At 51.9% G+C, this 25,442-nt stretch carries 29 protein-coding genes, 1 pseudogene and 1 other annotated feature; of the genes and pseudogenes, 10 read left to right on the top strand and 20 right to left on the bottom strand.

Translation table 11 applies throughout. The features are described 5' to 3' along the window. The first annotated feature begins 11 nt into the window (after window positions 1-11). Window positions 12-881, top strand: coding sequence for an ion transporter (locus tag APU11_RS20095; RefSeq protein WP_038985402.1), 870 nt, complete (start codon window positions 12-14; stop codon window positions 879-881). Window positions 882-908: 27 nt separating this feature from the next. Here APU11_RS20095 and APU11_RS20090 read toward each other — a convergent pair whose 3' ends face one another. Both APU11_RS20090 and cls read right to left on the bottom strand, forming a co-directional pair. Next, the gene (locus tag APU11_RS20090; protein WP_013096276.1) at window positions 909-1,238 is read right to left on the bottom strand and encodes an HI1450 family dsDNA-mimic protein; all 330 of its coding nucleotides are present in this window, start codon (window positions 1,236-1,238) and stop codon (window positions 909-911) included. 33 nt (window positions 1,239-1,271) lie between these two features. Continuing rightward, window positions 1,272-2,732 carry a cardiolipin synthase gene (gene cls, locus APU11_RS20085; RefSeq protein ID WP_020690926.1) on the bottom strand — a complete coding sequence of 487 codons (1,461 nt, stop codon included), beginning with the start codon at window positions 2,730-2,732 and terminating at the stop codon, window positions 1,272-1,274. A gap of 144 nt (window positions 2,733-2,876) precedes the next feature. Between cls and APU11_RS28415 the strand changes: the two genes are divergently transcribed. Continuing rightward, window positions 2,877-3,050: a YciY family protein gene (locus APU11_RS28415; RefSeq protein WP_086528096.1), complete on the top strand. Its 174-nt coding sequence runs from the start codon at window positions 2,877-2,879 to the stop codon at window positions 3,048-3,050. Between the two features lie 107 nt (window positions 3,051-3,157). Further along, window positions 3,158-3,793 (top strand): leucine efflux protein LeuE, encoded by a 636-nt coding sequence (gene leuE / locus APU11_RS20080; RefSeq protein ID WP_013096278.1) that lies wholly within the window; start codon window positions 3,158-3,160, stop codon window positions 3,791-3,793. 36 nt (window positions 3,794-3,829) lie between these two features. Here leuE and APU11_RS20075 read toward each other — a convergent pair whose 3' ends face one another. Continuing rightward, complete coding sequence (locus APU11_RS20075; RefSeq protein WP_008502794.1) at window positions 3,830-4,126, bottom strand: YciI family protein; 297 nt, start codon at window positions 4,124-4,126, stop codon at window positions 3,830-3,832. 220 nt (window positions 4,127-4,346) lie between these two features. Between APU11_RS20075 and tonB the strand changes: the two genes are divergently transcribed. Continuing rightward, window positions 4,347-5,072 (top strand): TonB system transport protein TonB, encoded by a 726-nt coding sequence (gene tonB, locus APU11_RS20070; RefSeq protein WP_013096280.1) that lies wholly within the window; start codon window positions 4,347-4,349, stop codon window positions 5,070-5,072. Between the two features lie 38 nt (window positions 5,073-5,110). Here tonB and yciA read toward each other — a convergent pair whose 3' ends face one another. The 4 genes from yciA to APU11_RS20050 form a co-directional block, all read right to left on the bottom strand. Further along, window positions 5,111-5,506: an acyl-CoA thioester hydrolase YciA gene (gene yciA / locus APU11_RS20065; RefSeq protein WP_013096281.1), complete on the bottom strand. Its 396-nt coding sequence runs from the start codon at window positions 5,504-5,506 to the stop codon at window positions 5,111-5,113. A 105-nt stretch (window positions 5,507-5,611) separates the two neighbouring features. Further along, entirely contained in the window at window positions 5,612-6,151 is a 540-nt protein-coding gene (locus APU11_RS20060; protein ID WP_013096282.1) for a septation protein A, read from the bottom strand. A gap of 56 nt (window positions 6,152-6,207) precedes the next feature. After that, window positions 6,208-6,951: a YciC family protein gene (locus APU11_RS20055; RefSeq protein ID WP_013096283.1), complete on the bottom strand. Its 744-nt coding sequence runs from the start codon at window positions 6,949-6,951 to the stop codon at window positions 6,208-6,210. Window positions 6,952-6,976: 25 nt separating this feature from the next. Continuing rightward, a complete protein-coding gene (locus APU11_RS20050) occupies window positions 6,977-7,381 on the bottom strand; it encodes a YkgJ family cysteine cluster protein (protein WP_058650762.1) in 405 nt (134 codons plus the stop codon). A 281-nt stretch (window positions 7,382-7,662) separates the two neighbouring features. Here APU11_RS20050 and ompW point away from each other — a divergent pair, with 281 nt between their 5' ends. Continuing rightward, window positions 7,663-8,295, top strand: coding sequence for an outer membrane protein OmpW (gene ompW / locus APU11_RS20045; RefSeq protein ID WP_058650761.1), 633 nt, complete (start codon window positions 7,663-7,665; stop codon window positions 8,293-8,295). Window positions 8,296-8,348: 53 nt separating this feature from the next. Here the strand turns inward: ompW and APU11_RS20040 are convergent, their stop codons facing one another. The 9 genes from APU11_RS20040 to APU11_RS27775 form a co-directional block, all read right to left on the bottom strand. Then, window positions 8,349-8,753 carry a cell envelope integrity TolA C-terminal domain-containing protein gene (locus tag APU11_RS20040; RefSeq protein WP_058650760.1) on the bottom strand — a complete coding sequence of 135 codons (405 nt, stop codon included), beginning with the start codon at window positions 8,751-8,753 and terminating at the stop codon, window positions 8,349-8,351. An 86-nt stretch (window positions 8,754-8,839) separates the two neighbouring features. After that, on the bottom strand, window positions 8,840-9,274 hold the full coding sequence (gene uspF / locus APU11_RS20035) for a universal stress protein UspF (protein WP_013096287.1): 435 nt from the start codon (window positions 9,272-9,274) through the stop codon (window positions 8,840-8,842). 131 nt (window positions 9,275-9,405) lie between these two features. Further along, window positions 9,406-9,639: a sulfurtransferase-like selenium metabolism protein YedF gene (yedF, locus tag APU11_RS20030; RefSeq protein ID WP_013096288.1), complete on the bottom strand. Its 234-nt coding sequence runs from the start codon at window positions 9,637-9,639 to the stop codon at window positions 9,406-9,408. Next, complete coding sequence (gene yedE / locus APU11_RS20025) at window positions 9,636-10,847, bottom strand: selenium metabolism membrane protein YedE/FdhT (protein ID WP_029883576.1); 1,212 nt, start codon at window positions 10,845-10,847, stop codon at window positions 9,636-9,638. The genes yedF and yedE overlap by 4 nt, the downstream gene beginning before the upstream one ends. A 182-nt stretch (window positions 10,848-11,029) precedes the next feature. Then, window positions 11,030-11,839: a tryptophan synthase subunit alpha gene (gene trpA, locus APU11_RS20020; RefSeq protein WP_020690931.1), complete on the bottom strand. Its 810-nt coding sequence runs from the start codon at window positions 11,837-11,839 to the stop codon at window positions 11,030-11,032. Next, window positions 11,839-13,032 (bottom strand): tryptophan synthase subunit beta, encoded by a 1,194-nt coding sequence (gene trpB, locus APU11_RS20015; protein ID WP_013096356.1) that lies wholly within the window; start codon window positions 13,030-13,032, stop codon window positions 11,839-11,841. The genes trpA and trpB overlap by 1 nt, the downstream gene beginning before the upstream one ends. Window positions 13,033-13,042: 10 nt before the next feature. Then, on the bottom strand, window positions 13,043-14,401 hold the full coding sequence (trpCF, locus tag APU11_RS20010) for a bifunctional indole-3-glycerol-phosphate synthase TrpC/phosphoribosylanthranilate isomerase TrpF (RefSeq protein ID WP_058650759.1): 1,359 nt from the start codon (window positions 14,399-14,401) through the stop codon (window positions 13,043-13,045). A gap of 3 nt (window positions 14,402-14,404) precedes the next feature. After that, window positions 14,405-16,000: a bifunctional anthranilate synthase glutamate amidotransferase component TrpG/anthranilate phosphoribosyltransferase TrpD gene (trpD, locus tag APU11_RS20005; RefSeq protein ID WP_020690934.1), complete on the bottom strand. Its 1,596-nt coding sequence runs from the start codon at window positions 15,998-16,000 to the stop codon at window positions 14,405-14,407. Continuing rightward, a complete protein-coding gene (locus APU11_RS27775; protein WP_045903110.1) occupies window positions 16,000-17,562 on the bottom strand; it encodes an anthranilate synthase component 1 in 1,563 nt (520 codons plus the stop codon). The genes trpD and APU11_RS27775 overlap by 1 nt, the downstream gene beginning before the upstream one ends. Before the next feature lie 25 nt (window positions 17,563-17,587). Next, window positions 17,588-17,681, bottom strand: a sequence feature (Trp leader region). A gap of 160 nt (window positions 17,682-17,841) precedes the next feature. Here APU11_RS27775 and rnm point away from each other — a divergent pair. Beyond that, window positions 17,842-18,723, top strand: a complete 882-nt coding sequence (gene rnm / locus APU11_RS19995) for an RNase AM (protein WP_013096361.1) — start codon at window positions 17,842-17,844, stop codon at window positions 18,721-18,723. Further along, the gene (locus tag APU11_RS19990) at window positions 18,720-19,340 is read left to right on the top strand and encodes an L-threonylcarbamoyladenylate synthase (protein ID WP_013096362.1); all 621 of its coding nucleotides are present in this window, start codon (window positions 18,720-18,722) and stop codon (window positions 19,338-19,340) included. Before rnm ends, APU11_RS19990 begins: the two co-directional genes overlap by 4 nt. A gap of 319 nt (window positions 19,341-19,659) precedes the next feature. Here the strand turns inward: APU11_RS19990 and APU11_RS19985 are convergent, their stop codons facing one another. Together APU11_RS19985 and APU11_RS19980 are read right to left on the bottom strand one after the other, a co-directional pair. Then, the gene (locus APU11_RS19985) at window positions 19,660-19,923 is read right to left on the bottom strand and encodes a hypothetical protein (protein ID WP_035942059.1); all 264 of its coding nucleotides are present in this window, start codon (window positions 19,921-19,923) and stop codon (window positions 19,660-19,662) included. Beyond that, window positions 19,913-21,061: a PAAR domain-containing protein gene (locus tag APU11_RS19980; protein ID WP_060578708.1), complete on the bottom strand. Its 1,149-nt coding sequence runs from the start codon at window positions 21,059-21,061 to the stop codon at window positions 19,913-19,915. The genes APU11_RS19985 and APU11_RS19980 overlap by 11 nt, the downstream gene beginning before the upstream one ends. 633 nt (window positions 21,062-21,694) lie before the next feature. Here APU11_RS19980 and APU11_RS28625 point away from each other — a divergent pair. Further along, window positions 21,695-21,841, top strand: coding sequence for a hypothetical protein (locus APU11_RS28625; RefSeq protein ID WP_058679376.1), 147 nt, complete (start codon window positions 21,695-21,697; stop codon window positions 21,839-21,841). Window positions 21,842-22,106: 265 nt separating this feature from the next. Further along, entirely contained in the window at window positions 22,107-22,565 is a 459-nt protein-coding gene (locus APU11_RS28410) for a hypothetical protein (protein ID WP_127869000.1), read from the top strand. Between the two features lie 58 nt (window positions 22,566-22,623). On the opposite strand, the pseudogene APU11_RS29005 reads toward APU11_RS28410, so the two are convergent. Further along, window positions 22,624-22,821: pseudogene (locus APU11_RS29005) on the bottom strand (hypothetical protein). Then, window positions 22,818-23,435 carry a tyrosine-type recombinase/integrase gene (locus tag APU11_RS19965; RefSeq protein WP_060578707.1) on the bottom strand — a complete coding sequence of 206 codons (618 nt, stop codon included), beginning with the start codon at window positions 23,433-23,435 and terminating at the stop codon, window positions 22,818-22,820. Before APU11_RS19965 ends, APU11_RS29005 begins: the two are co-directional and overlap by 4 nt. Window positions 23,436-24,313: 878 nt before the next feature. Between APU11_RS19965 and APU11_RS19960 the strand changes: the two genes are divergently transcribed. Beyond that, entirely contained in the window at window positions 24,314-24,697 is a 384-nt protein-coding gene (locus APU11_RS19960) for a hypothetical protein (RefSeq protein ID WP_060578706.1), read from the top strand. Window positions 24,698-25,442: the final 745 nt, after the last annotated feature.

Raw genomic sequence — 25,442 nt, 5'->3', positions numbered from 1 at the left:
CAAGGGCTGACATGATGTCAGCCCTTATTTTTTGCGAGGTTACCGTGTCGAGTCTATTCACCTCAGCCCGTCGGCGGCTTTATCATTTTTTATTCGATCCTAAAACGATATCCGGACGCCGCTTCGAAGGGATCTGCGGACTGTTTGCACTCATCAGCGTGGTGGTTATTTTCTTTGAATCGGGAGCCGGGACGCAGTATCACCTGACCTATGATGAATGGCATATTTTTGTCTGGATCGAACTGATTATTACCCTGGTCTTTACTGCTGAATATCTGCTGCGGGTCGTCTGCTGGCCCAACCCGGCGAGATATGTTTTCAGCTTCTGGGGATTTATCGATTTAGCCACCGTCCTGCCGCTCTATGTCATGTGGTTGTGGCCGGAGATTAGCCTGAGCTATGTCTTTGCATGGCGGGCGATGCGCGTTATTCGTGTATTACGTATTCTGAAATTGCTGCGTTTTATGCCGTCTCTGCGGGTCTTCTGGAGCGCAATAGTCAGTGCCCGGCATCAGCTCATTCTGTTTTACTCGTTCATCGCGATCGTCATGATTGTTTTCGGTGCGTTGATGTACCTGATAGAAGGGCCAAAATATGGCTTCACAACGCTGAATGCCTCTGTGTATTGGGCCATTGTCACCGTCACGACCGTTGGCTACGGGGATATCACGCCGCACACGCCGCTTGGACGTATCGTCGCATCGGTGCTGATTCTGATTGGGTATTCGGTGATTGCCATTCCGACAGGTCTTATCACAACCCATATGAGCAGCGCATTTCAGAGCCGCAAACAGCAGCGAAAATGTCCGGGTTGTCACCGGACTGAACATGAGCTTAACGCCCGCTACTGTAACCGTTGCGGGAGTGCGCTACCGGATTAAAAAAAAGGCTGCATTCGCAGCCTTTTACTATTCGCGCCAGATGATATGGCACAGCTTATGGTCTTTCTCGCGACAGAGCAGCACGCGGGCGAAGATGTCATTAATTTCGCCACCATCTTCATCTGCCAGCCCAATCACCACTTCGGCAAAGAAGTCAGGATTGAGATCGTAATCCACGTGCTCAGCCCAGTCTTCTGCAGGGTCGAATAACTCCGCGCCGCCGCGCTCTTCGAACTGCAGATTAAAGAGGATCACATCTGCGGGATCGAGGTTATCAACCGCCAGTTCGAGAAAAATGTCATAGGCCTGCTCGAGCGTTTCGTCTTCGGTCAGGCGATTGTTCAGATCCATTTCCATGATGACTACCTGTTAAACATCGTTGGGCACGTTTTACAGCAACGGACTAAAGAAGTAAAACAGTCGTTCAGCAATTCTCTGCCACAGCGGACGTTTTACCCACAGCCGGGCATCCAGCAGGCGCGAACGGGAGATATAATCGTCCTGTACCGCCGCCAGGTCACCGCCGAATCCGGCATCATCAATGACCAGCGTGATTTCAAAGTTTAACCACAGGCTGCGCATATCCAGGTTTACCGTGCCCACCAGACTTAACTCACCGTCCACGAGGACGCTTTTGGTATGCAGGAGCCCGCCTTCAAACTGGTAGATTTTTACCCCGGCGGCAAGCAGTTCGCTAAAGAACGCGCGGCTGGCCCAGCCCACCAGAAGTGAGTCATTTTTGCGTGGCAGAATGATGCTGACATCGACACCGCGCTGTGCTGCGGTGCAGATTGCGTGCAGCAGGTCATCGCTCGGAACGAAGTAGGGCGTGGTCATGATCAAATATTCACGCGCCGCGTAAGTGGCGGTCAGTAGCGCCTGATGGATTAAATCCTCCGGGAAACCCGGCCCGGAGGCAATGGTATGGATGGTATGTCCGCTGGCCTCTTCAAAGGGCATGATATTGCCATCCGGTGGCGGCGGGAGAATACGCTTACCGGTTTCTATCTCCCAGTCACAGGAATAGACAATCCCCATGGAGGTGGCAATCGGTCCTTCCATCCTTGCCATCAGGTCAATCCACTGGCCGACACCCGAGTCCTGCTTGAAGAAGCGGGGGTCAACCATGTTCATGCTGCCGGTATAGGCAATATAGTTGTCGATCATGATCATCTTGCGGTGCTGGCGAAGATCCATCCGGCGCAGGAAAACGCGCAGTAAATTGACCTTTAACGCCTCGACCACTTCTATGCCGGCATTACGCATCATCCCTGCCCAGGGGCTACGGAAAAAGGCGACGCTGCCTGCGGAGTCGAGCATCAAACGGCAGTGAATGCCACGACGTGCGGCAGCCATCAGCGATTCCGCCACCTGGTCCGCCATCCCGCCGGGCTGCCAGATATAGAACACCATCTCGATATTGTGACGAGCCAGTTGAATATCGCGGATCAAGGCCTGCATGACGTCATCAGAAGAGGTCAGCAGCTGGAGCTGATTGCCTTTTACCCCACCAATACCTTGTCTGAGTTCGCACAGTTTAAATAATGAGGAGGCAACGCTGCTGTTTTCCTCTGCGAAGATGTGTTTACAGGCTTTAAGATCGCTCAGCCATTTGGCGGTGGAAGGCCACATGGCCCGGGCACGCTCGGCACGACGCTTGCCCAGATGAAGTTCACCGAAAGAGAGATAGGCAATAATTCCTACCAGCGGCAGGATATAAATTATAAGAAGCCAGGCCATGGCAGAGGGTACGGCTCTGCGCTTCATCAGGATGCGCAATGTCACACCCGCGATTAACAGCCAGTATCCCAGAATGACCAGCCAACTCACCACGGTGTAGAAGGTTGTCATAGGTAAAAAAATCCTTTTGAAAGCGTATTGTTATGAGTGTACGCATCAGGAATCATCTGGCAAATAAAAACGCCAGGTAAAAGCGCTGGTTTGCTGCAGGGTTGGGTTTATAATGGCCTCTCTTTTAAAGAAAGAGTTGTAGACATGAAGCGCAGTAGAACTGAAGTAGGGCGCTGGCGCATGTTGCGACAGGTGAACCGTCGTAAGGCTCGTTGGCTGGAAGCACAATCCCGCCGCAATATGCGTATACACGCCATCAGGAAATGTGGAATGACCCGGCACCGCAACGCGTTGCTGTTCGCAGTCCAGGATTTCTGAGAACCATCAGGGCACCGTAAGGTGCCCAATGATTTTATGGCGTCTGGTTGTTGGGAATAGCGTCTTTGCAGCGCTATTCCTGTTGTGTTGAGCAAAAGGAGGGAGAAGTGTTTGCGGAGTTTGGCGTACTGAATTTCTGGACATACGTTGTCGGCGCATTTTTTATCGTACTGGTGCCAGGGCCGAATACTTTATTTGTGCTGAAAACCGGGATTGGTCACGGCGTTAAAAAAGGATATCTCGCCGCCACCGGCGTGTTTATCGGCGATGCCGTACTGATGTTCCTGGCCTGGGCGGGCGTTGCCGCGTTAATTCAGACCACACCGGTACTGTTTAATATCGTACGTTATTTAGGTGCTTTTTATCTGCTGTGGCTGGGCGGTAAAATGCTCTGGTCGGTCATTACCCGTCAGAATAATACACATGAAAGCGGTACCGAGCCCGCCAGCATGATCATGAAACGCTCGCTGGTATTGAGCCTGACGAACCCGAAAGCGATTCTGTTCTACGTCTCGTTCTTTGTTCAGTTTATCGATGTGAATGCGAAGAATACCGGTACCTCTTTCCTGATCCTCGCGACCACGCTTGAGCTAATAAGCTTTATGTATATGAGCTTCCTGATCTTCTCAGGCGCTTTTGTCACACGTTATCTGAAAACGAAAAAGAAACTGGCAAAGCTGGGGAACGGCCTGATAGGACTGTTGTTTGTCGGGTTTGCGGCGCGGTTAGCATCGCTGCATTGATTGAAAGAAAGGCTCCTGAGGGAGCCTTTTTTAGTATCAAAACACTTTTTTGTACGGTCGAACCGTCACTTTCGCATACACACCCGCAGCAACGTACGGATCGGCATCGGCCCAGGCCTGAGCGGCCTCCTGGGATTCAAACTCGGCAATCACCGTGGAGCCAGAAAAACCGGCAGCACCCGGATCGTTGCTGTCGACGGCCGGCATAGGGCCCGCAGTCAGTAAACGCCCTTCATCCTGTAGCAACTGTAAGCGTGCGAGGTGAGCAGGGCGTACAGACTGGCGTTTTTCCAGGGAATCAGCGACATCTTCAGAGTAAATCACGTAAAACACGGTGAAGCTCCTTAACCATTAAAAGTGTCAGTTACGTTATGTGAAAGGACAACTGACTGCAATGTAAAATAAAAACAATGTTAATACCCTGATCTGAATGCCTCTTTTTTGGCCTCTCCCGCGCCTAAATTGCGCCAGAACAAAGTGTCTTATTGAATATGATTGCTATTTGCATTTAAAATCAGGATTCGGTTTTTTAACGTTGATGATTATGACTTCGATGACCCTTGATTTACCTCGCCGCTTTCCCTGGCCGACGCTGCTTTCTGTCGTGATTCACGGTGCTGTCGTGGCGGGTTTGCTCTATACCTCGGTTCATCAGGTTATTGAAATGCCAGCGCCTTCGCAGCCCATTTCAGTGACGATGGTCTCGCCTGCGGATCTTGAGCCGCCGCAGGTTGCACCACCGCCGCAGCCGGTTGCTGAGCCAGAACCAGAACCAGAACCTGAGCCGGTTCCGGAGCCACCAAAGGAAGCGCCGGTGGTGATCCATAAGCCAGAACCCAAACCGAAGCCTAAGCCGAAACCAAAACCGGTGAAAAAGGTGGAGGAGCGCCCTAAACGGGAAGAACGTCCGGTTGAACCACGCGCTACGCAGAGGGTAGAAAACACAGCGCCTTCGCGTCCGTTGATGAATAACACGCCCGCGACCGCAAAACCGACGCCAACCGCGCCCGCTGGCCCGCGCGCCGTGAGCCGCAACCAGCCGCAATATCCTCCTCGTGCTCAGGCGTTGCGCATTGAAGGTCGCGTGCGGGTCAAATTTGACGTCACCCCGGACGGGCGTGTTGATAACGTGGAAATCTTGTCTGCTCAGCCTTCAAATATGTTTGAGCGTGAAGTGAAATCGGCGATGCGCAGATGGCGTTATGAGCCAGGCAAACCAGGCAGTGGGTTGATCGTTAATATTGTTTTCCGCCTGAACGGCGGGGCGCAGATGGAATAAGAAAAGCCTCCGCAAGGAGGCTTTTTTATGCCTGAAGATCAGGCCTGAGGCAACTGCCGGGGTTTGCCCTCGCTATCGACTGCCACATAAATAAACAGCGCTTCTGTTGCTTTATAACGCTGTCCAATCGGTTCAGATGAGACCTTCTTCACCCAGACTTCAATGTTAATGGAAATGGAAGTATTACCGCGCTTGACGCAGCGTGCATAGCAGCAGACCACATCACCCACCGCGACCGGGCGCAGGAAGGTCATCCCATCCACCCGGACGGTCACAACGCGACCATGCGCGATCTCTTTTGCCAGAATTGCGCCGCCCATATCCATTTGCGACATCAGCCAGCCGCCAAAAATATCGCCATTGGCATTCGTGTCCGCAGGCATTGCCAGTGTGCGTAAAACCAGTTCGCCCTGAGGGGCGTCATTTGTTGTCATTGTTTTAAACTCGTAACTGAAGACTTCAGGCGGGATGCTACTATGATTTTTGGCAGGAGAGAATAGACCAGAACGCCTGTTGTGCACGTTCTGGTCGGGGATTCATCAGTGTTTATCATCCTGCGGCATGTGCCGGTAGATATAGACACCGCTTAACAGAGTGAAGATGAGCGTCAGCGCCGTCAGGCCAAAGACCTTGAAGTTGACCCAGATATTCTGCGGCAGCCAGAAGGCGATGTAGATATTCGCCAGGCCGCAAAGAATAAAGAACAGCGCCCAGGCGATATTCAGACGGGACCATACTTCCTGTGGCAGCGTCAGCTCTTTACCCAGCATGCGCTGGATCAGTGGCTTTTTCATTACCCATTGGCTGATCAGCAATGCACCGGCAAACAGCGCGTAAATCACGGTGACTTTCCATTTAATGAATTCATCGTTGTGAAAGAACAGCGTAAGCCCACCGAACACGGCCACCAGTGCGAACGTAATCAGAGCCATTTTTTCGACTTTACGATAGCGAACCCAGCTGTAGATCAGCACGATAGCGGTAGCAACGATCAGCGCCATCGTGGCTGCATAAATGTCATACAGCTTATAAAACGCGAAAAACACGACCAGCGGTAAAAAATCAAGAAACTGCTTCATTCTGTGATTCCATCTTCTGTGTGTGGCCGGGTGCTGCGATGCACCCGGCCACAGGATTACTGACGAATTAACATATACAGGCGGAACAGATAAACCAGCAGTATCGCTGAAATCAGATTACTCAGCGTGTTGGCTACCACCGCACCGACGTTCGGCGTTAAGACTGCAAAGTTTGGGGCAAACAGCAGCAGGAGCGTTTTGGCCAGCAGCCAGCTAATTACGGCCGGTGCCACCAGGCGCATATTGGCCCATGCCAGTTTGATGCTGCTGCGCATGGCGGTAAAGATCCCCATTTTGTCCTGCACCACCATCACCGGAGCGAACGCGAGGACGATAGCCAGCAGCACGCCTGGAACCACAACGAGCATGATCCCCATCTGCACCAGCAGGGTGGTTAAAAAGATGAGGATAAACAGCTTAGGCAATACCGGCGCGCTGGCACCGATCGCCCGTAAGGCGCTGACGCGGTGGCCTGCAGAAACCAGCTGGATCATCAGCAGAACACCGCCCGCGAGAATGGCATTGCCGATCAGTCCAGAGAAAGTCGATGCCGCAGAGGCCCGCAGCAGGATTTGCTGCTGCTCTGGCGTCATGTTTTGCACCAGCTCAAACAACCCCACGCTACCTGCAAGATGGTCGCCCTGGCTCAGGCTGGCGATCTGTTCGTCACTCGGAGAGAACGCGTGACCCAGCACCACCGTAATAAAGGCGCATAACAACGCGATCAGTAAAAAGGTTACGAACTGATTGCGGAAAAAGTTTCCCGTGTCACGGTAGACAGACTTCGCCGTGATAGACATGCACTCTCCTTGAGTATTGCAGGTGTTAATTAGCCGGCAATTGTACACCGGATAACGCGGTCGTGGCAGCATCAAGGCTTGTATGGAAAAGCATATCTTTGTAAAGCGGCGGTAATCCGAAGCGCGCGCGGGCGCGATTACAGGCTTCGTTGACCTGACCCTCTTCGCCAGACATCGCAAAGTCCCGACACGGGCTGGGGCGATCCTCATAGATGGAGCAGCGGGTCGACACGCCTGGCTCGCCTTGTAACGCCACACAGCGGGCCTGCTTTTGATTCGTACCGCTCATGCAGCGCAAAAAGGGGGATAACGGTTCAGTGAGATGAACCGGAACGGTACCGCCACCATCGCTGGCTTCGGCCCAGTAGAAAGAGACTCGAAAATACGCACAACAGGCTCCGCACGTCATGCACGGGTTCATATCACTCATGGCACACCTGCAAAAAAGAACGCATCAAATCACATTGTGAGAGCGCTAAATTATCCAGCCGCCATTCGAAGAGCAAGAGGGGGGAAACAGAAAATTTTGTAACCGGGAAATGCCAAAAATTGACGTAAGAACAACTTTTGGCCTTACGGTGTGTCACCAAAAATTAACCCAGATCAATGAATGTTAAGTTACTGGTTTTAATGTGATCTGTGACAGATCACTTATTACTCATTTGTGAGTATATTCTCATCCGCAGCTAAAACCACAACGATGGAGCGGATATGAAAAAATTAGCGGTGGTAGCCCTTATCTTAAGCAGTCTCTCTGGCGGCGCGTATGCGCATGAAGCAGGTGAATTCTTTATTCGTGCCGGTTCGGCAACGGTACGTCCAACTGAAGGTTCTGATAACGTGCTGGGGATGGGGGGCTTTAACGTCAGCAACAATACCCAGTTAGGTTTAACATTCACGTATATGGCGACGGATAACATTGGCGTTGAGCTTCTGGCAGCGACGCCATTCCGTCATCGCGTTGGTTTAGGCCCAACCGGTGATATCGCCACGGTGCATCATCTGCCGCCAACGCTGATGGCGCAGTGGTACTTTGGTGACTCAAGCAGCAAACTGCGCCCCTATATTGGCGCAGGCGTGAACTACACCACCTTCTTTGATGAGAAATTCAACGATACCGGTAAAGAGGCCGGGCTGACCGATCTCAGCCTGAAAGATTCATGGGGCGTGGCAGGACAGGTGGGGATGGACTATCTCATTAACCGCGACTGGTTAATTAACGCCTCGGTCTGGTATATGGATATCGATACCGATGTCCGCTTCAAGGCAGGCGGACAGCAACAGAGCATCAGTACCCGTCTGGATCCATGGGTATTTATGTTCTCTGCGGGTTATCGTTTCTGATTCTCCTTTCCGGGACTGGCCAGAACATGGCCAGTCTTTCTACCGGCTTACCTCTACGGTTGCCCCTCCATGTTCCAGCGGGCAGAACCCATATCCTGAAATACACGCTCGTCTGTGAAGGGCGGGAAGGTGGCCCGTGTTGCCGCGTCGGCTAAAGCCTGGCAATACGCTTTGTCTCCGCCTTTTATCTCCAGGTTCTGCAGTAGCCCGTCGACGGTAAAGTCGAGATGCATGTTGCATTGCTTACCATTCCAGGCGTGTGGATCGGCCAGCGCCGAGTCCAGCGCTTTCTTTATCGCGGCAGCCTGTTGACCATAGATATCCTTATCGGAGACTTTACCGGACTGCTTATAGGAGCACGAGTCGAGAGCGGTTTTCTTCTGACAACCTTCAGGCGCGAGAGGAGCACAGCCCGTTATTGCTGTGGCAAGGCATACCACCATCACTACTTTTTTCATTGTTAAGTCCGTTTATCGAAAATTTTATTGTAAAACGTTTTAAATAAGCCCCGGTATACCGGGGCTTAAGTTTCTCACCAGCCTCGCTAGCGTACAACCAGCACCGGGCATTTTGCATGGCGTACCACAACCGCCGCGTTTGAACCTAAAAGGTAGGTTGTGATATCCGGTCGATGGGACGCAATGATAATGAGGTCAGCGTTGATACTGTCAGCCAGCTTCAGGATCTGATCTTTAGGCGCACCTGAAATGGCGTGTGTCTCCACACGATCGGCAGGTAAATTGAACTGCTTAACCATCTCTTTGAGCTTCGTAAGGGCTTCCTCCTGAATCTCCGCCAGCTTTGGCATTTCAACCGAATACGCCAGCCCAAGCGATGAATAGTAAGGGAAAGAAGGCACTACCGTCAGAAAATGGATTTTACCGTTACCGATTGCTGCGTTTGCCTGAACATAGGGAATCACCTGTTCGGTCAGACGACTTTCAGAGATATCGACAGGGACTAAAATTGAATTAAACATACCTCACCTCCTGTTTGTTTTTTATCCACTTTAAGTGTAGTGCTGCCATTTTCAGTGGCGCTGTATTCGCCATCAAAATGGGAGGTGAGGCAGCTTTTTTGACGGGGGGACGCCCCCCGTCACCTGGCGGTTTACTTCTGGATAAGATAGCGAATGGTTGGGCCATCCTGCTGAATATCCAGTACGGTGTAACCGTGGTTTTTGGCATCCAGAGGAATGTTGTTGATGGACTGCGGGCAGTCGCTCACCACTTCCAGAATTTCCCCTTTTTGAAGCTGCGGGAGCGCTTCAAGCGTGGCGACAGCCGGGTAAGGACACGGTTCACCGACCATATCAAGGCGGTAGTCAGGCACAATCTCTTTCATGCTGCATTCTCCTGGGGTTCAGGTTTAACCGTGGCACGGCGGAAGAAACGTTTCTCTTGCGCGACAACCAGTAAAAAAGCGACCAGCAGCAGGGCGTAGGTCACCAGCAGCCCGCCGAGCGGGCCAAACGTGCTGAGCAGATTCACCTTGTCCCAGTTCGTGGCCAGCACCGGAGACAAATCGTCCCAGTACCAGGCCAGCAGGGTGGAGCCGATGACGTTCCCCAGACCTACCCACCAGTAATGCACCTGACCTTCAACCGCGCGGTACATCCAGCCGGTTTCACACCCGCCAGCCAGTACAATTCCGAAGCCAAACAGCAGGCCGCCAATCACCGCGTTCGGACCAGCCCACATGATTTTCGGCTCAACACCCAGCTGCACATAGCTGAAGATGCCAATGGCGCTTACCGCCATGCCCGCAATAATCGCTTTGGCCATCATTGTACGGCCGGTGATCCACATATCGCGAAACGCCGAGGTGAAGCAGATCTGCGCACGTTCTATCAGCAGGCCGAAACCGACACCGAACAGCATGGCCAGGCCCAGCTTAGGCTGGTTGAGCGCCGTACAGAGCGCCCAGGCGACCATGGCGAAAAAGACCAGCATGCCGAGACGAAAACGACGACGCGCCTGAGAAGGCTTTTGCGTCAGCGGCGAGGCAGCGCTGACCTTCACCATTTTGACCGGAATGCGGAACAGCGGCAGGAGGGTAAACTTCGCGCCAAAGTAAGAGCCAATCGCCGTGGCGACAGCAAAAAACCAGGCGTGCAGCGAAAACTGTGGAATGCCGGTAAAGAAAGCGGCCAGGTTACACCCCATCGCCAGACGGGCGCCGAATCCGGCAATCATGCCGCCGACAATCGCCTGCATAACGCGTATCCGGCTTTTAGGCATTCGCAACTTAACGTTGTTAGCCCACAGCGCGGCGGCAAAACAGCCCCCGAACATGCCGATAATCATCATACCGTCGATGCGGGTCAGCGGCGTGCCGTCCAGATGAATAAGCTTAAAGTAACCCCACTCCTCGGTATGTACGCCAGCGAGCTGCAGCAGTTGCCCACCCCAGCGGGTGAATTCGCCGGTCACGGCCCAGAAGGTGCCGGTAATGCCGAAATAGTAGGTGGAAAGGATCCCCGCCGCGATGACGGCCGGTACTGGTGACCAGAACTTAACCAGGTAAGTCTGTTTGAAGTATTGCCATGACATGAGTAAGCCTCTGAACTCAGAAGGTTTAAAGCCGAAAAGAGACCAAATCATACGCTTACGGCAAGGTTTGAAAAGCCATTCACGCCGAAAATATCGATGGGATCAATTTTGGCGTAACGCTTAAGTGATAGCGGGAATATAAGAGGAAGACCGTCTGGCTGAGTCGCCAGACGGTGGAAGGATCAGGCTTTACGCGTTGCGGCTTTCATCGCCGTAACAAATGCTTTGAGTTCAGCCAGCATCTGCTCGGGTTTGTCCACGTTCTTCTCAATGATTTTGACGATAGCAGAGCCGGAGATCGCGCCTGCCGCTTTTGCGTCAATTGCCGCCGTAACCTGATCCGGGGATGAAATGCCGAATCCCTGCAGCGGAGGTGCTGCGTGGTATTCAGCCAGTTTTTCAACCAGATGATGCAGCGGCAGCGCGGCTTTGTTTTCAGCACCCGTCACGCCCGCGCGGGAGAGCAGGTAGGTGTAACCACGGCCGTAAGAGGCAATCTGGCGCAGCAGTTCGTCATCGGCGTTTGGCGGGCAGATGAAAATCGGCGCCACGTTATGACGCATAGCAGCCTGGCGGAACGGTGCAGATTCTTCAACCGGGACGTCGGCCACCAGCACGGAGTCAACGCCGACCCGCGCGCACTCGGCATAAAATTCGTCGATTCCGCGGTTAAAGACCAGGTTGGCATACATCAGCAGGCCAATCGGAATGGTCGGGTGCTTCTGACGGATCGCGGCCAGCATCTCAAAACACTGCGTTGGGGTTACGCCCGCGGCAAAGGCACGCAGAGTGGCGTTCTGAATGGTCGGGCCATCCGCCAGAGGGTCAGAGAACGGGATCCCCAGCTCCAGCGCATCGGCACCGGCTTCAATCAGGGCGTCGATAATTTTTAGCGACTGTTCCGGGCCCGGATCGCCCAGGGTTACGAAGGGAACGAACGCGCCTTCCTGGCGGGATTTCAGTTGTGCAAATGCGTTATCGTAGCGTTCCATCAGATTTCCCCTCGTGCTTTCAGAATATCGTGAACGGTGAAGATATCTTTATCACCGCGACCGGAAAGGTTAACGACCAGCAGTTGCTCTTTTTCCGGGTTTTCTTTCATCATTTTCAGCGCATGCGCCAGAGCATGCGAGGACTCCAGTGCCGGGATGATCCCTTCGCTGCGGCACAGCGTCTTAAACGCTTCCAGCGCTTCGTCATCGGTGATGGAGACGTAGTCCGCGCGTCCGGTGCTGTTCAGGAACGCATGCTGTGGCCCGACGGACGGGAAATCCAGACCGGCAGAGATGGAGTACGACTCTTCAATCTGACCTTCATCGGTCTGCATCATCGGCGCTTTCATGCCGAAGTAGATCCCCACGCGGCCATGTTTCAGCGGAGCGCCGTGCTCACCGGTTTCAATCCCGTGACCCGCTGGCTCCACGCCGATCAGGCCAACACGGGTTTCGTCGATAAAATCAGCGAACATCCCGATGGCGTTTGACCCTCCGCCCACACAGGCAATCACCGCGTCCGGCAGACGGCCTTCTTTTTCAAGGATCTGCGCTTTGGTCTCTTCGCCAATCATGCGCTGGAATTCACGCACGATAGTCGGGAACGGGTGCGGGCCAGCGGCTGTGCCGAGCATGTAGTGCGCGGTTTCATAGCTACCAGACCAGTCGCGCAGCGCTTCGTTACAGGCATCTTTCAGCGTGGCTGAACCACTGTGAACCGGGATCACTTCTGCGCCCATCAGACGCATACGGAATACGTTCGGAGACTGACGCTCAACGTCTTTCGCCCCCATATAGATACGGCATTTCAGGCCAAGCAGGGCGCTTGCCAGTGCTGATGCCACGCCGTGCTGACCCGCGCCGGTTTCGGCGATGATCTCGGTTTTGCCCATCCGTTTTGCCAGCAGCGCCTGTCCTAACACCTGGTTGGTTTTATGCGCGCCGCCGTGCAGCAGGTCTTCACGCTTGAGGTACAGCGTGGTTTTGGTGCCGGCAGTCAGGTTACGGCATTTGGTCAGCGCAGTTGGACGGCCCGCGTAGTTTTTCAGCAGGTCGGTAAATTCAGCCTGAAACGCTGGATCTTTCTGTGCGCTCACAAACGCTTCTTCCAGCTGGCGCAGTGCGGGCATCAGGATCTGCGGAACGTACATCCCACCGAACTCACCAAAATACGGGTTTAGTAATGTCGTCATTTTTTCTTCCTTAATATGCACGCAGAGTTTTAAATACCGAGGCCAGCTTACTGGCATCTTTGATGCCCGGTTGCGACTCTACGCCTGAATTGAAATCGAGGCCCGCGCAGCCGGTTTTGGCTGCTTCCACACAGTTGTCCGGGCTAAGTCCACCCGCCAGCAGGACATTGTCCAGCACTTCGCCGTTCAGCAGTGACCAGTCAAAACGCTGGCCTGTACCGCCCTGGCCGTTATCGAGCACGTATTTATCAACATGATTCAGGTTACGTGCTGGCAGGGTGCTGCCCACGCTCTGCGCTTTCCAGATCTGAACCTGAGGAGCCAGCCCGGCACGCAGGGCATCGATGTATGCCTGATCTTCATCACCGTGCAGTTGTACTGCACTAAGGGATAACGCCTCGGCTTTTGCCGTAACGTCCGCAATATCAGCGTTACGGAAGACGCCCACATAGCTGAGTGGGGCTGCCGCTATCACCTTGCGTGCCTGTTCATCGCTCACCGCACGCGGTGAGGCGTCCACAAAGATCAACCCGCCGTAAATAGCCCCCGCCTCATAGGCGGCCTGGGCATCCTGTTCGCGGGTTAAGCCGCACACTTTGTTTTCACCCAACAGCACCCGACGCACTGCGGCATTGAGATCGTCATGTGCCATCATCGCAGAGCCAATCAGGAAACCGTTGGCAAAGTGGCTCAGCTCACGCACCTGGGCGTAGCTGTTGATCCCGGATTCACTGATAACGGTCACGCCAGAACCCAGACGCGGTGCCAGCTGACGCGTACGATTCAGGTCAATTGACAGATCGCGCAGATCGCGGTTGTTAATCCCGACCACTTTCGCCTGCAGTGCAATGGCTCGCTCCAGCTCTTCTTCGTTGCTCACCTCGGTCAGCACGCCCATGTTGAGGCTGTGCGCCACCGCAGCCAGCTGGCGATACTGCTCGTCGTCGAGTACCGAGAGCATCAGCAGGCAGGCGTCAGCCTGGTAAAAACGCGCCAGCCAGATCTGATACGGGTCGATAATAAAGTCTTTGCACAGAATCGGTTGCGGCGCGATGCTGCTGACAACAGGCAGAAAATCGAAGCTGCCCTGGAAATATTTCTCATCCGTCAGCACGGAGATCGCCGACGCATGATGCTTATAAATGCCGGCAATACGCGCCGGATCGAAATCCTCACGGATAACGCCTTTCGATGGGGAGGCTTTTTTGCACTCAAGAATAAATGCGGTGCGCGCGCCCTGCAGGGCATCATAGAAACGACGGCTGCTTGGGACGACGTCGTTCTGAAAACTGGCAAGCGGCTGCTGCGCTTTGCGGGCTTCCACCCAGATGGCCTTATCGGCAACGATTTTCGCTAAAACGGTCTGCATTCTTTACCCTCTTGCCGCAAGTGCGGTAACGCGATCGTAAGCTGCACCAGAGCGCAGTACGTCCAGAACTTTTTGTGCGTTGGCTTTGAGATCCTCTTCGCCGTGCAATCGCATCAGCATGGCCACGTTGGCTGCCACGGCTGCCTCATGGGCGACCTCTCCCTTACCTTGTAATAAGCGCGTGAGAATGTCACGGTTTTCTTCCGGCGTGCCGCCTGCCAGCGCCTCCTGATGATACGGCGTTAAACCAAAGTCGGCGGCTTCAAGCTGGTAGCTCAGGATTTCGCCATTGCGCAGTTCCGCAACGAGAGTTGGCGCGTGAAGGGACACTTCATCCATTCCCCCGCTGTGAACTACTGCCGCGCGCTGATAACCGAGCACGCGCAGGGTTTCGGCAATTGGCAGAACCAGTTCCGGGCTGTAAACACCAATTAGCGCCAGCGGCGGGTGCGCCGGGTTGATCAGCGGCCCCAGTACGTTAAACAGCGTGCGTGTTTTGAGCTGCTGACGAACCGGCATCGCATGGCGGAAACCGGTGTGATACTTCGGCGCAAACAGGAAGCAGACGCCCAGATCGTCCAGCGCTTCACGGGAGCGTTCGGCGTTCATATCCAGGTTAATGCCGAAGGCAGCCAACAAATCGGACGAGCCCGAGCGGCTGGAGACGCTGCGGTTACCGTGTTTCGCCACCTTCAGGCCACACGCCGCGGCCACGAAGGCACTGGCGGTGGAGATATTGATGCTATTGCTGCCATCACCCCCGGTGCCGACGATATCCGCAAACTGATAATCCGGGCGCGGGAAGGGGGCGGCATTTTCCAGCAGGGCCGTGGCGGCACCGGCGATTTCTTGCGGGCTTTCGCCGCGCACTTTCATGCTTACCAGTGCGGCCGCCAGCTGTTCAGGTTTCAGCTCACCGCGAACCACGGCAGAAAAGAGCTGGTGGCTCTCCTGCTGGCTCAGGGTCTGCGCCTGATACAGCTTTTCCAGAATCGGTTGCAGCGTGTTGGTCTGCTCCAGTTTCTGCAACGCCCAGTCCAGCGTCTGCTCCAGCAGTCGCGCGCCATGGGTCGTGAGAATCGACTCCGGATGGAACTGCATGCCGCAGACGCGATCCGCATCGTGACGCACGGCCATTACCATCCCTTCAAACGACGCGTTAATGGTCAGCCCGGCCGGGATGTTGCTGCCCACCAGGGAGTGATAGCGCGCAACCGGCAGCGGATTTGGCAGGCCGGCAAACATCGCCTGGCCGTCATGTTCAATGCTGGAGGCTTTGCCGTGCAGGATCTCACCTGCCTGACCCACGTAGCCGCCATAGGCTTCCACAATCGCCTGGTGACCCAGGCAGATACCGATAATCGGCAGTTTACCGCGCATACGGGTCAGCAGCTCCGGCATACAGCCCGCTTCACTGGGGGCACCTGGGCCAGGAGAGAGCATCAGCACCGGGTTTTGCATGGTTGCCAGACGGTCTATCAGCGTCTGTGCCGGAACATGGTTACGATAGATAACGACGTTGTGACCATTCGCACGCAGCTGATCTGCCAGGTTATAGGTAAAAGAGTCGATGTTATCGAGCAGCAGAATGTCAGCCATCAGAAAATCTCCTGTGCGTGATGTGCGGTAGCAATGGCGCGCAATACCGCGCGGGCTTTACTGCGGGTTTCGTCAGCTTCAGACTGCGGAACAGAATCCAGAACAATCCCTGCGCCTGCCTGCACGGTAGCGATACCGTCCTCAACGTAGGCGGAGCGGATCACAATGCAGGTATCCAGATCGCCATGGGCGGTGAAGTAGCCCACTGCACCACCGTAACTGCCGCGACGGCGCCCTTCAGCCGCCGCGATCAGCTGCATGGCGCGGACTTTCGGCGCGCCGCTCAGCGTGCCCATGTTCATACAGGCGCGGTAGGCGTGAAGCACGTCGAGGTCGCTGCGCAGTTCGCCCACCACGCGGGATACCAGATGCATAACAAACGAGTAGCGGTCGACCTTGGTCAAGTCCGCCACGTAGCGGCTGCCAGGGGTACAAATGCGCGCCAGGTCGTTACGGGCCAGATCAACCAGCATCAGATGCTCGGAGAGCTCTTTATGGTCGGTACGCATTTCCAGCTCAATGCGGCTGTCGAGATCGCGATCCAGCGAGCCATCGGCTCGACGGCCGCGTGGACGGGTTCCGGCAATCGGGTAGATCTCAATCTGGCGGCTGGTGGCGTCATATTTCAGTGAACTTTCAGGGGATGCGCCAAACAGGGTGAAATCGTTGTCCTGCATAAAGAACATGTACGGGCTTGGGTTGCTCTTTTTCAGCACGTCATAGGCCGCGAGCGGCGACGGGCAGGGCAGAGAGAAACGACGGGAAGGAACAACCTGGAAAATTTCTCCGGCGCGAATCGCTTTTTGCATCTGGCGAACCACGGCACCGTACTGATCGTCGCTCTGATTAACCTCACAGGTCATTTTCTCGACACGATGTACAGGCAGCGCAGGCGGCGCTTCGGTCATTTGTTGCTGCAACTGCTCAATACGCTGCTCAAGGCGTTTTTTCTCTGTCGCGGATGGCGTGAAGAGGCTTGCCTGAATACGGGTGTTTTTTTTCTGGTGGTCGATCACCAGTAAGGTTTCGGCCAGGTAGAAGCAGTAGTCGGGGCAGCGGTTACCCTGTTCAATGTCCGGTAAATCTTCGAACCCGGCCACCAGGTCGTAAGCAAACAGCCCGCCAAAGAACATTGCTTCGCGTTCATCTTCCGGCACGGTGACCAGATTTTGCAGCAGACGGAAGGCATCAAAAACGGAAAGAGAGCACAGGCGTGCGTCTTCGTCCAGCAGCTGGCTCACCGGCGGGAAGTGCAGAACGCGCATTTCAGGATGGTTTTCATTTTCGATACCAGCAGGCAGGCTCGCATCCAGTAACGGCAGCAGAGCCGCACCGTTATCCGATAATGCTTTGATAGTGACAGTGTCACCTAGCGCCGTAATGCGCAGCGCGCTGTCCACCAACAGCAGGCTCTTGAGATCGTCTTTGCTGTCAATATCGGCGGATTCCAGTAACAACGTGGCTGGACGCGCACCGCAGACCTGATGAAACAGCGCGGTTGGGTTGTGGCGATAGGCCGCCTCGCTGGTCAGCAATTCGAGGTGTGGTTTGGCTGTTTGCATTATGTTGTTCTCATTTATTCTGTTCAAAAAAAAGCCCGCTGATGAGCGGGCGGGTATCTGTTTGCTGTACGCAGACGTGTGACACTGCCCGGAAATCAGGAAGTGCGCCACCAACCGTGCAGAGTGAAATGTGCAGTCATTTTCAGATACCTTTCTCGTGTGAACTTGCGTACTAGTTAACTAGTTCGATGGCGTATTGTCAACCCTTGATTTCAGAATTTCGTGGCAAGTCGGTATCATGGGCTTTTAAGATGTCTCTAACCTGTGACGGGAAGTGCTTTGAGCGATACCACCTACGCCGTAATTTATGATTTACACAGCCATACCCAGGCCTCCGATGGTCTGCTGACGCCCGAAGCGTTGGTGCATCGTGCCGTTGAAATGCGGGTTGGCACGCTGGCCATAACCGATCACGATACAACCGATGCCATTCCAGCCGCGCGCGCCGAGATTGCCCGCAGTGGTCTGGCACTCAAACTGGTTCCTGGCGTCGAGATATCGACCGTCTGGGAGAATCACGAAATCCATATTGTTGGCCTGAACATCGATATAGACCATCCGGTAATGTGTGCGTTTTTGCAAGAACAAAAAACGCGCCGCAACCAGCGCGCAGAAATGATCGCTGAACGTCTGGAAAAGGCGCATATTCCGGGCGCCCTGGAAGGGGCACAAAGGCTGGCAAACGGGGGCGCGGTAACGCGCGGTCATTTTGCCCGTTTTCTGGTTGAGGCGGGCAAGGCCACAACGATAGCGGATGTCTTTAAACGCTATCTGGCTCGCGGGAAAACCGGATACGTTCCGCCACAGTGGTGTACAATAAAACAAGCTATTGATGTGATTCATCATTCTGGCGGTAAGGCCGTGCTGGCCCATCCGGGGCGGTATAATCTTTCTGCTAAATGGCTGAAAAGACTGCTGGCGCATTTTGCCGAATGCGGTGGCGAGGCGATGGAAGTCGCCCAGTGTCAGCAGGCGCCCAACGAGCGTTCGCAGCTTGCGACCTACGCCCGCCAGTTTGGTTTGCTGGCGTCACAAGGCTCAGATTTTCATCAGCCCTGTGCGTGGATAGAACTGGGACGCAAGCTTTGGTTACCCGCAGGCGTTGAGCCTGTCTGGCAGCTCTGGGAACAGCCACAGCAACTTGAAGAGAGGGAAGTATGAGTCAGTTTTTCTATATTCATCCGGATAATCCGCAGCCGCGCCTGATCAATCAGGCCGTGGAGATCGTGCGTAAAGGGGGCGTTATCGTCTACCCGACGGATTCGGGTTATGCGCTGGGCTGTAAGATTGAAGATAAAGCGGCGATGGAGCGTATTTGCCGTATTCGCCAGTTGCCGGACGGTCACAACTTTACCCTGATGTGCCGGGATCTCTCTGAGCTATCGACCTATGCTTATGTCGATAACGTGGCATTTCGTCTGATTAAAAATAACACGCCGGGCAACTACACCTTCATCCTGAAAGGGACGAAAGAGGTTCCGCGCCGTCTGTTACAGGAAAAGCGCAAAACCATCGGGATGCGTGTGCCGTCTAACCCGATTGCCCAGGCCTTGCTGGAAACGCTGGGTGAGCCGATGCTCTCAACCTCGCTGATGCTGCCCGGCAGTGAATTCACCGAGTCCGATCCGGAAGAGATCAAAGACCGTCTGGAAAAGGTAGTTGAGTTGATTATTCATGGCGGTTACCTCGGTCAGCAGCCGACCACGGTTGTCGACTTAACGGAAGATGCACCGGAAGTGATTCGCGAAGGCGTGGGCGATGTTAAGCCTTTCTTGTAAAGGTGTAAGCAGCTATACTACGCGGCCGTCAAATCAGGGCATAGCCCTGGTTTGACCTGATTCGACGCCTGTGAAGGCGCACAAGATAAATATTAAATCATTTATAATCAATGAGTTAATCTCTTTTGATTAGTGGTTGTTACCAGCTTGTGTGACAGCTATTAGTCACATCTCGATTCCCATCATGAATTTACACCTTTTCCTTCGTTTTTTGCTTAACGACTCCGTATGTTGCTGTATCGCAAACGGGGCTTTATGGCTTCTATTGTCTAAAATCAGGGAAAAGGGGCAAAGGCTGGATATCTCCAGCCTTTGCCGGTCATCTCACTTTTTTGAAGATGAGCAGGATCAGAGGGACGCATACAGCGAAACCAATGATAGAGGCTAAAGCCGAATCAGAGTGATTTTGCGAGAGCTCCTTAACAAACCAGGTGCATTGAGAAGGGGTAAATTCTCCGCCTTGGCTCATTGTCTCTGAAAAGTTAAGAGCGAAGACAAGATCGAAATAAAGCACGATAACGTAATACGCTACGCAGATCAGCGCGATACTCATCCACCTGATCCAGAACTTCTTATTCATCATCGTAAGTGCTTCCCAATGAACCGCCAACTGTACCGCCTGAGTATGGGGATGTTGAGCCTGCAACAGCAGCGGAATCGGCAGCAGCTTGTTGAATTTTTGCACTCCCTCCCATTGGTTGAGGGCTATTTTTCTCGGTGTTAGGGTACTGCTGTTTGAATGTATTAGTCATTTCGACAACGAGCATTGAGGAGAAGTCTGCACTCTTTGATTCAAGATAACTTTGCAGTGATACCGGAATAGTAAAATCTTCTTCTATGTTGATTGGTAGCTGTGTTGTCGTGGATGTGTAACCGTGATCGAATAACTTTGAGCCAGCAAACTTGATCCCCTCAACTGAGTGGGTGGTACAGTTGCTACCAGTCACATCATACTTATCAATCGTGCGGCCTCTTCGCTTTGTACCGTCTTGCATGTTTGGCGTTTGAATTGGTGCTACACCGCCAATCCAAAGGTTTTCGAAGAATTTACGGGTTCTTTTAGAATCTGCATCATCAATGCGGAAAGCGCGAGCACCCATTTCATAAAGTTCGTATCGGTAATACTTACGCGCATCTTCATCTTGGAAAAAGTCTAAAATTCCATCCCCAGTGAAGGTACTTTTATCAGTACGCCCATAGCGTCCATAGGTGTAGAGATAAATGCTGTTATTCTCATGCACCGAAACGAAAGCATGACCTGCACTTGTTGTTTCAGTCCAGAGGTAAACGCCGTTAAGTAGCGGGTTATCTTCTGGCTTGCAGGTGTCAGCAAAGCTATTTTGCTTCTTCGCTGCCTGTGCATGTTGTTCAGGATCTGACTGTGGGAGAAATGTTGATGTAAGGATCTCTTCTGTGATACCTGAATGTTTCAACGAAGAGAGAGTATCTTGTTCATAACAGTCAGGAATAGTAGGGATGAACCTGGCCTTACACGGACAGGAACTGACGCTGTCCAGTGTTCCCGCCAGTCTTCTTCCATCGTCCCACGTGTCAGATGTGCCTCCTAATATTTTATATGTCCCCGGATGATTGCCGCATGAAACCAGGTCACCTTCCCGCGCTCCGGCTACACCATACCAACTTAGCGTTTCATCCCCGGTCAGTATCTTCCCTCTGCAGGTAGTCGGGTCACCCACCCGAAGGTAAAAACCCATTGCCATAAATCCCTCTATTCTTAATGGAAATTAACGAGGTGACTATTTTACATACAATTACTTCATGGGCAATAATGGTCGAACTAAAGTAAAATTGTATCAAAGGCTCGTTCACTCTTTTCGGACAAAAGGGATGTTTCGGGAAACCGGGTTCATAACCAATGAGTCCTGGCCCAGACTATCAGCAGCCAGACTTAAACAAATGAAACGTGAAGAAGCATTCCTTTCGAAGTTAATGTAATATGCCGGGTCACGTTTATGCGGGTGTACTAAATGAGACACCCTTTAATGTAATAAGTACTTACATGACAATGAGATGCTTTTTAAGTTAGCTCATTATTTCATAAAGTACACCAGACGCCTGTGAAGGCGCACAAGATAAATATTAAATCATTTATAATCAATGATTTAATATTTTTCGGTTAATGGTTGTTACCAGCTTGTGTGACAGCCATTAGCCACATCGCGACACTCATCATGTATGTACACCTTTCCCTGCTGTTAATGTCTTCCTTGGTACATGTCTTTACTGGATATCATTACCGAGGGTTTATGACTTCTCATTTCCAAAATCTGTTAGTTGCGCATTATATGCACCCTGGTTAACCTAAGATTAATCCTAATGAATCAAGGGTGAGCATGGCGATCGGCAACAGACAGATTCAAAAGGAATCACCCAAAGAAGAGTTAGATCGCTTGCTGGATGAGCTTGCATTCACGCAGGAACAGCGGGAGTTTATAGAATCCATGCGGCAAGATAACGGGGATAAAAATAAACAGGAGTAGGGTCTATGGCGTGGATCTGTGAAGTGAGCAGCCGTAGTGCTGCCGATATTGCTGTTTGCGTGGTCGGTTCAAGATCAGTAGCCGATCTGTTGGTTTGTAGAGTTGAGTCTCGCAGTGTGTCTCAAGGTATTGATGGGCTATGGTGTGAGGCAACGTCTCGAAGTGTTGCTTCATCGAAAGTAAAGTTTGTCACTTCATGCTATCCGTTCTCTTACATGCAGCATCAAGAGACAACTAATTATCTTTGATCACAAGGAATGAAACTTTGAAAGATTGGTTGCTTAATGTTGATAATCTAACCATGCTTGCTGCATGGGCGGGTTTTGTACTATCCGCTTTCCAGATATTAAAATCCAGAACAGCTCTACGCCTTTTCTTAGGTTGCGATCAGTATGAAGACAGAATTTACGTTTCCAATAAAAGCGCTCACGATGTGACGTTAAGTTCGGCGGGCGTAGTAACCCCAAGCGGACGCCTTAGCGATTGCTCTAACGAACATTGCGATGAATACATGATCAGCCCCATGTTGCCACGTCGATTAAAAGCCCGTGATGAAATGATCTTAGAAGTACCATTCATCAATAAGGCTCACCATAATAAGGTGCATCATCGCGGAGGGGTGTACGTGACTACATCTGATGGGAAGCTGTTCAGTGATGTTAGTTGGCTGCGTCGCCGCTGGTGGTGGATATTGTCTATGATCCTACGTGATTACAAGGGATGATTACTTATGCAACACACCAGATAAAGCTGGTGATTGGTTTGTCTTCCTCTTTCAATCGTTACTCCTCTTCAAAGGTCATTGTGTAGCGGCATTGCTGCGACGGCCTGAACGTCACTGTCTCGGTAAAGATGGCGTTGGAATAAACGCAAACCTTCGCGTTGCCTGTCTCCTATTCATCACTGAGAATCAGGGTTATCTGTCCGGCAGTCGCCAGGGCTGGTAATAATGCCAACGCCAGCACGAGCAAGTGTTTCATGCGCGTGTCCCTCTCTTAATGCCCGTTGAATACTTCGTTCGTAGTGCGTCTACTTTCGCCTGAGTGATGCCCAGATAGGCGCGTGTGTGTTCGGTAGAGCGATGCCCCAACATCTTACTAATCACCTCCAGATCTTCGCCGTGTGCGTGAGCGATAGCCGCTACGGTCTTGCGTGCGCTGTGCATGGCGATCACTGCATCCTGTGGAAGCAAGCCCCGCATTTTTAGCTTTTCCACTGCATACTGGATCTCCGCATGGATTTTAGAACGGCTGATCGGCTTACCCTTGCTCCGGTTGCTGTCATTCTGGAATACATACACGTTATCCCCGCGCTCGTTATAACGAGCCTTGAGTACCTCCCTTGCTGTTTCCGTGAGTTCCACCTCTACCGCTTCTTTTGTCTTGTCCTGGGTGATACGTAGCACCTTGCTGCCAATATCCAGCTCTTCCCAACGCCAGGAACGCATATCTACGCCGCGAAGCTGTGTCTCTACTCCGATAAGGAAGAGATCCGCCACTGTCTGGCTCTTCTTCGCGATTTCTTCTACTACCAGAGCCACCTGATCGGCACTCTCAAGTCCGTCTGTGCGTTTTGCACCCTTACTGATTGCCATTTCTCTACCTCCTTAATCTGTCTCGATGGTGTGAATATTGATCAAAAACAGATAGATAGCAAGATCAATTTTGCATATTAACAAAAATGTCTTATTGGCAGGATTTCAAGGGTATTAAGGGACATTAAACGCGATTAAAGCCGATTTAGGGGAACGCGGTTGCGAGAGGTGCTGAACGGCCTTGAAGAGCCAGCCCCATTTGCACCTGTCAGATTCTTCAAATATCTAACGCATTGATTTATATGTAAAAATAAAAGTGGATTTTATTTTCATGAAATGATTGTTTTGTCAAGATATTTATTTTTGGTAACTGATTTTGCACCAGGAATAGCCGAATATAGGCCAATAAATCGAGCTAAAACATAAGTGATTGTTTCTATTGCATGATTAATAGGACAGATAGCCTGAATGTCCTATCGGAGTGAGATATTGCACCGCAGATGAGATTGATTACCATTTGAGTTGATTTCATAACGGAATGATTAGAATGCTAACTAATTGGCGGGTTTTGGCATGGAAAAATCAGCGGAGTAATCTTTCGAGAATACTCGTTCAACGAATCCGGCACGAGTGCAAAGTAGTTTTCATGACAAAATAGCGCTGTATCCCGCATCACATAACGGTTTGGCTGAGTTAGCATTCTTACAATGAAAGTTACATATTCACTTTGGTTACTTCTAAACATGGTTATTATATAGTGATTTACGCAGGAATAACTCTATGATTTAGCCATCATTTTTTGTACGATTATTCTTGCTGTTGATGCACATTACGGGATTAAGATTAGCTATTCTGGATAAATGTTAGGCGTAGATAAGGCAGTTAGTGTGTTAATAACACATATGGCGGATGTATAGCCAACTTCAAAGGAAATCATAATGAAAAACATTATCATCGCAAGTGTTTTAGCTGTAACAAGTGTAAAAGCAGTAGGGGATACCCGTATGGATCTATTAGTGGCGGAGGCACATTTCCGAGAAAGTAGTGAACGTGTCTTAACTATCAAGGGCAAACCTGATCCATTTTTAGCATCGTATCGGGATGTTAATGCAGTCAAAAAAGAGCTTATGCCTCAGATCGTACAGATACTTGATAATAACGTCGCCGTTTCTTGCGAGGAACTTGGCGCACTTGCCTCCTCAACCGCTGACGCGCGCAATAAACCAACTGCCAGTCGGGTTCTGGATTCAGCATTAAAGGACTATAACGAAAAGTTAGGCGATTGGGTAATGGCACAGTGTTTTGACCTTAAAGGCCAGTAATATCTCTTTAAAACGTTCATGATTTTCTATGGATAAGAAGCATCTCTAACTAAAAATACCGTTTTCTTATTTTCGATAGATAGCAGGTTGATGTATGTGTGCAACACTTTGGAAACGTTCTTTCGCAATAAATAATGCAGGAACTCCTATTAATCTTGATACCCCTATCAACTCTGACAGGAGTACCCCTATCAACTTTGATACCTCTGCCCCTATCAAGTCTGATACCCGATAATAATAAGTTAATAATAATAACCTAATAAAAATGATCTTTATGTTTTGCGCTTGTCGCAAAGATTATTTGCTGGCGGCTCTTCGCCGTCACTAAAGGGGAAATGTCCTGGTACGCCGTTTGGTGGCTTCCCGGACACCCACGTTCCGCTCAGGAACCAGCGCCAGCGTTACCTCTTGTATTGTGCAATGCCTTTGCCACCGTTTCACGGTTGCACAAGCGATATTACGCCACGGCGTAAATCACCTTTTCGCTGTGCGCGGTATGTAACCATGTACCCAACCATCTGACGATGATTGACCACATGCTAACTCTACCTAACTCCTATTACCCTTCCTACATCCTTTCGTCTGTAGTTATGCTAATCCTCGAAGGTAGAGCAATATTGACCTGCTCCCCGTTGATTAGTACACCCCGATGTTAGTAATGTCTTCATAAGCCACATGAGGACATCCCCATGAAGAAGCGTTTTTCCGACGAACAGATCATCAGTATTCTCCGCGAAGCCGAAGC

Origin of the sequence: Enterobacter sp. 50793107, assembly GCF_001463365.1 — a bacterium.
Classification (GTDB): domain Bacteria; phylum Pseudomonadota; class Gammaproteobacteria; order Enterobacterales; family Enterobacteriaceae; genus Enterobacter; species Enterobacter cloacae.
Note: the sequence above shows the minus strand (reverse complement) of the source record. Positions and strands in the feature narration are given on the sequence as shown.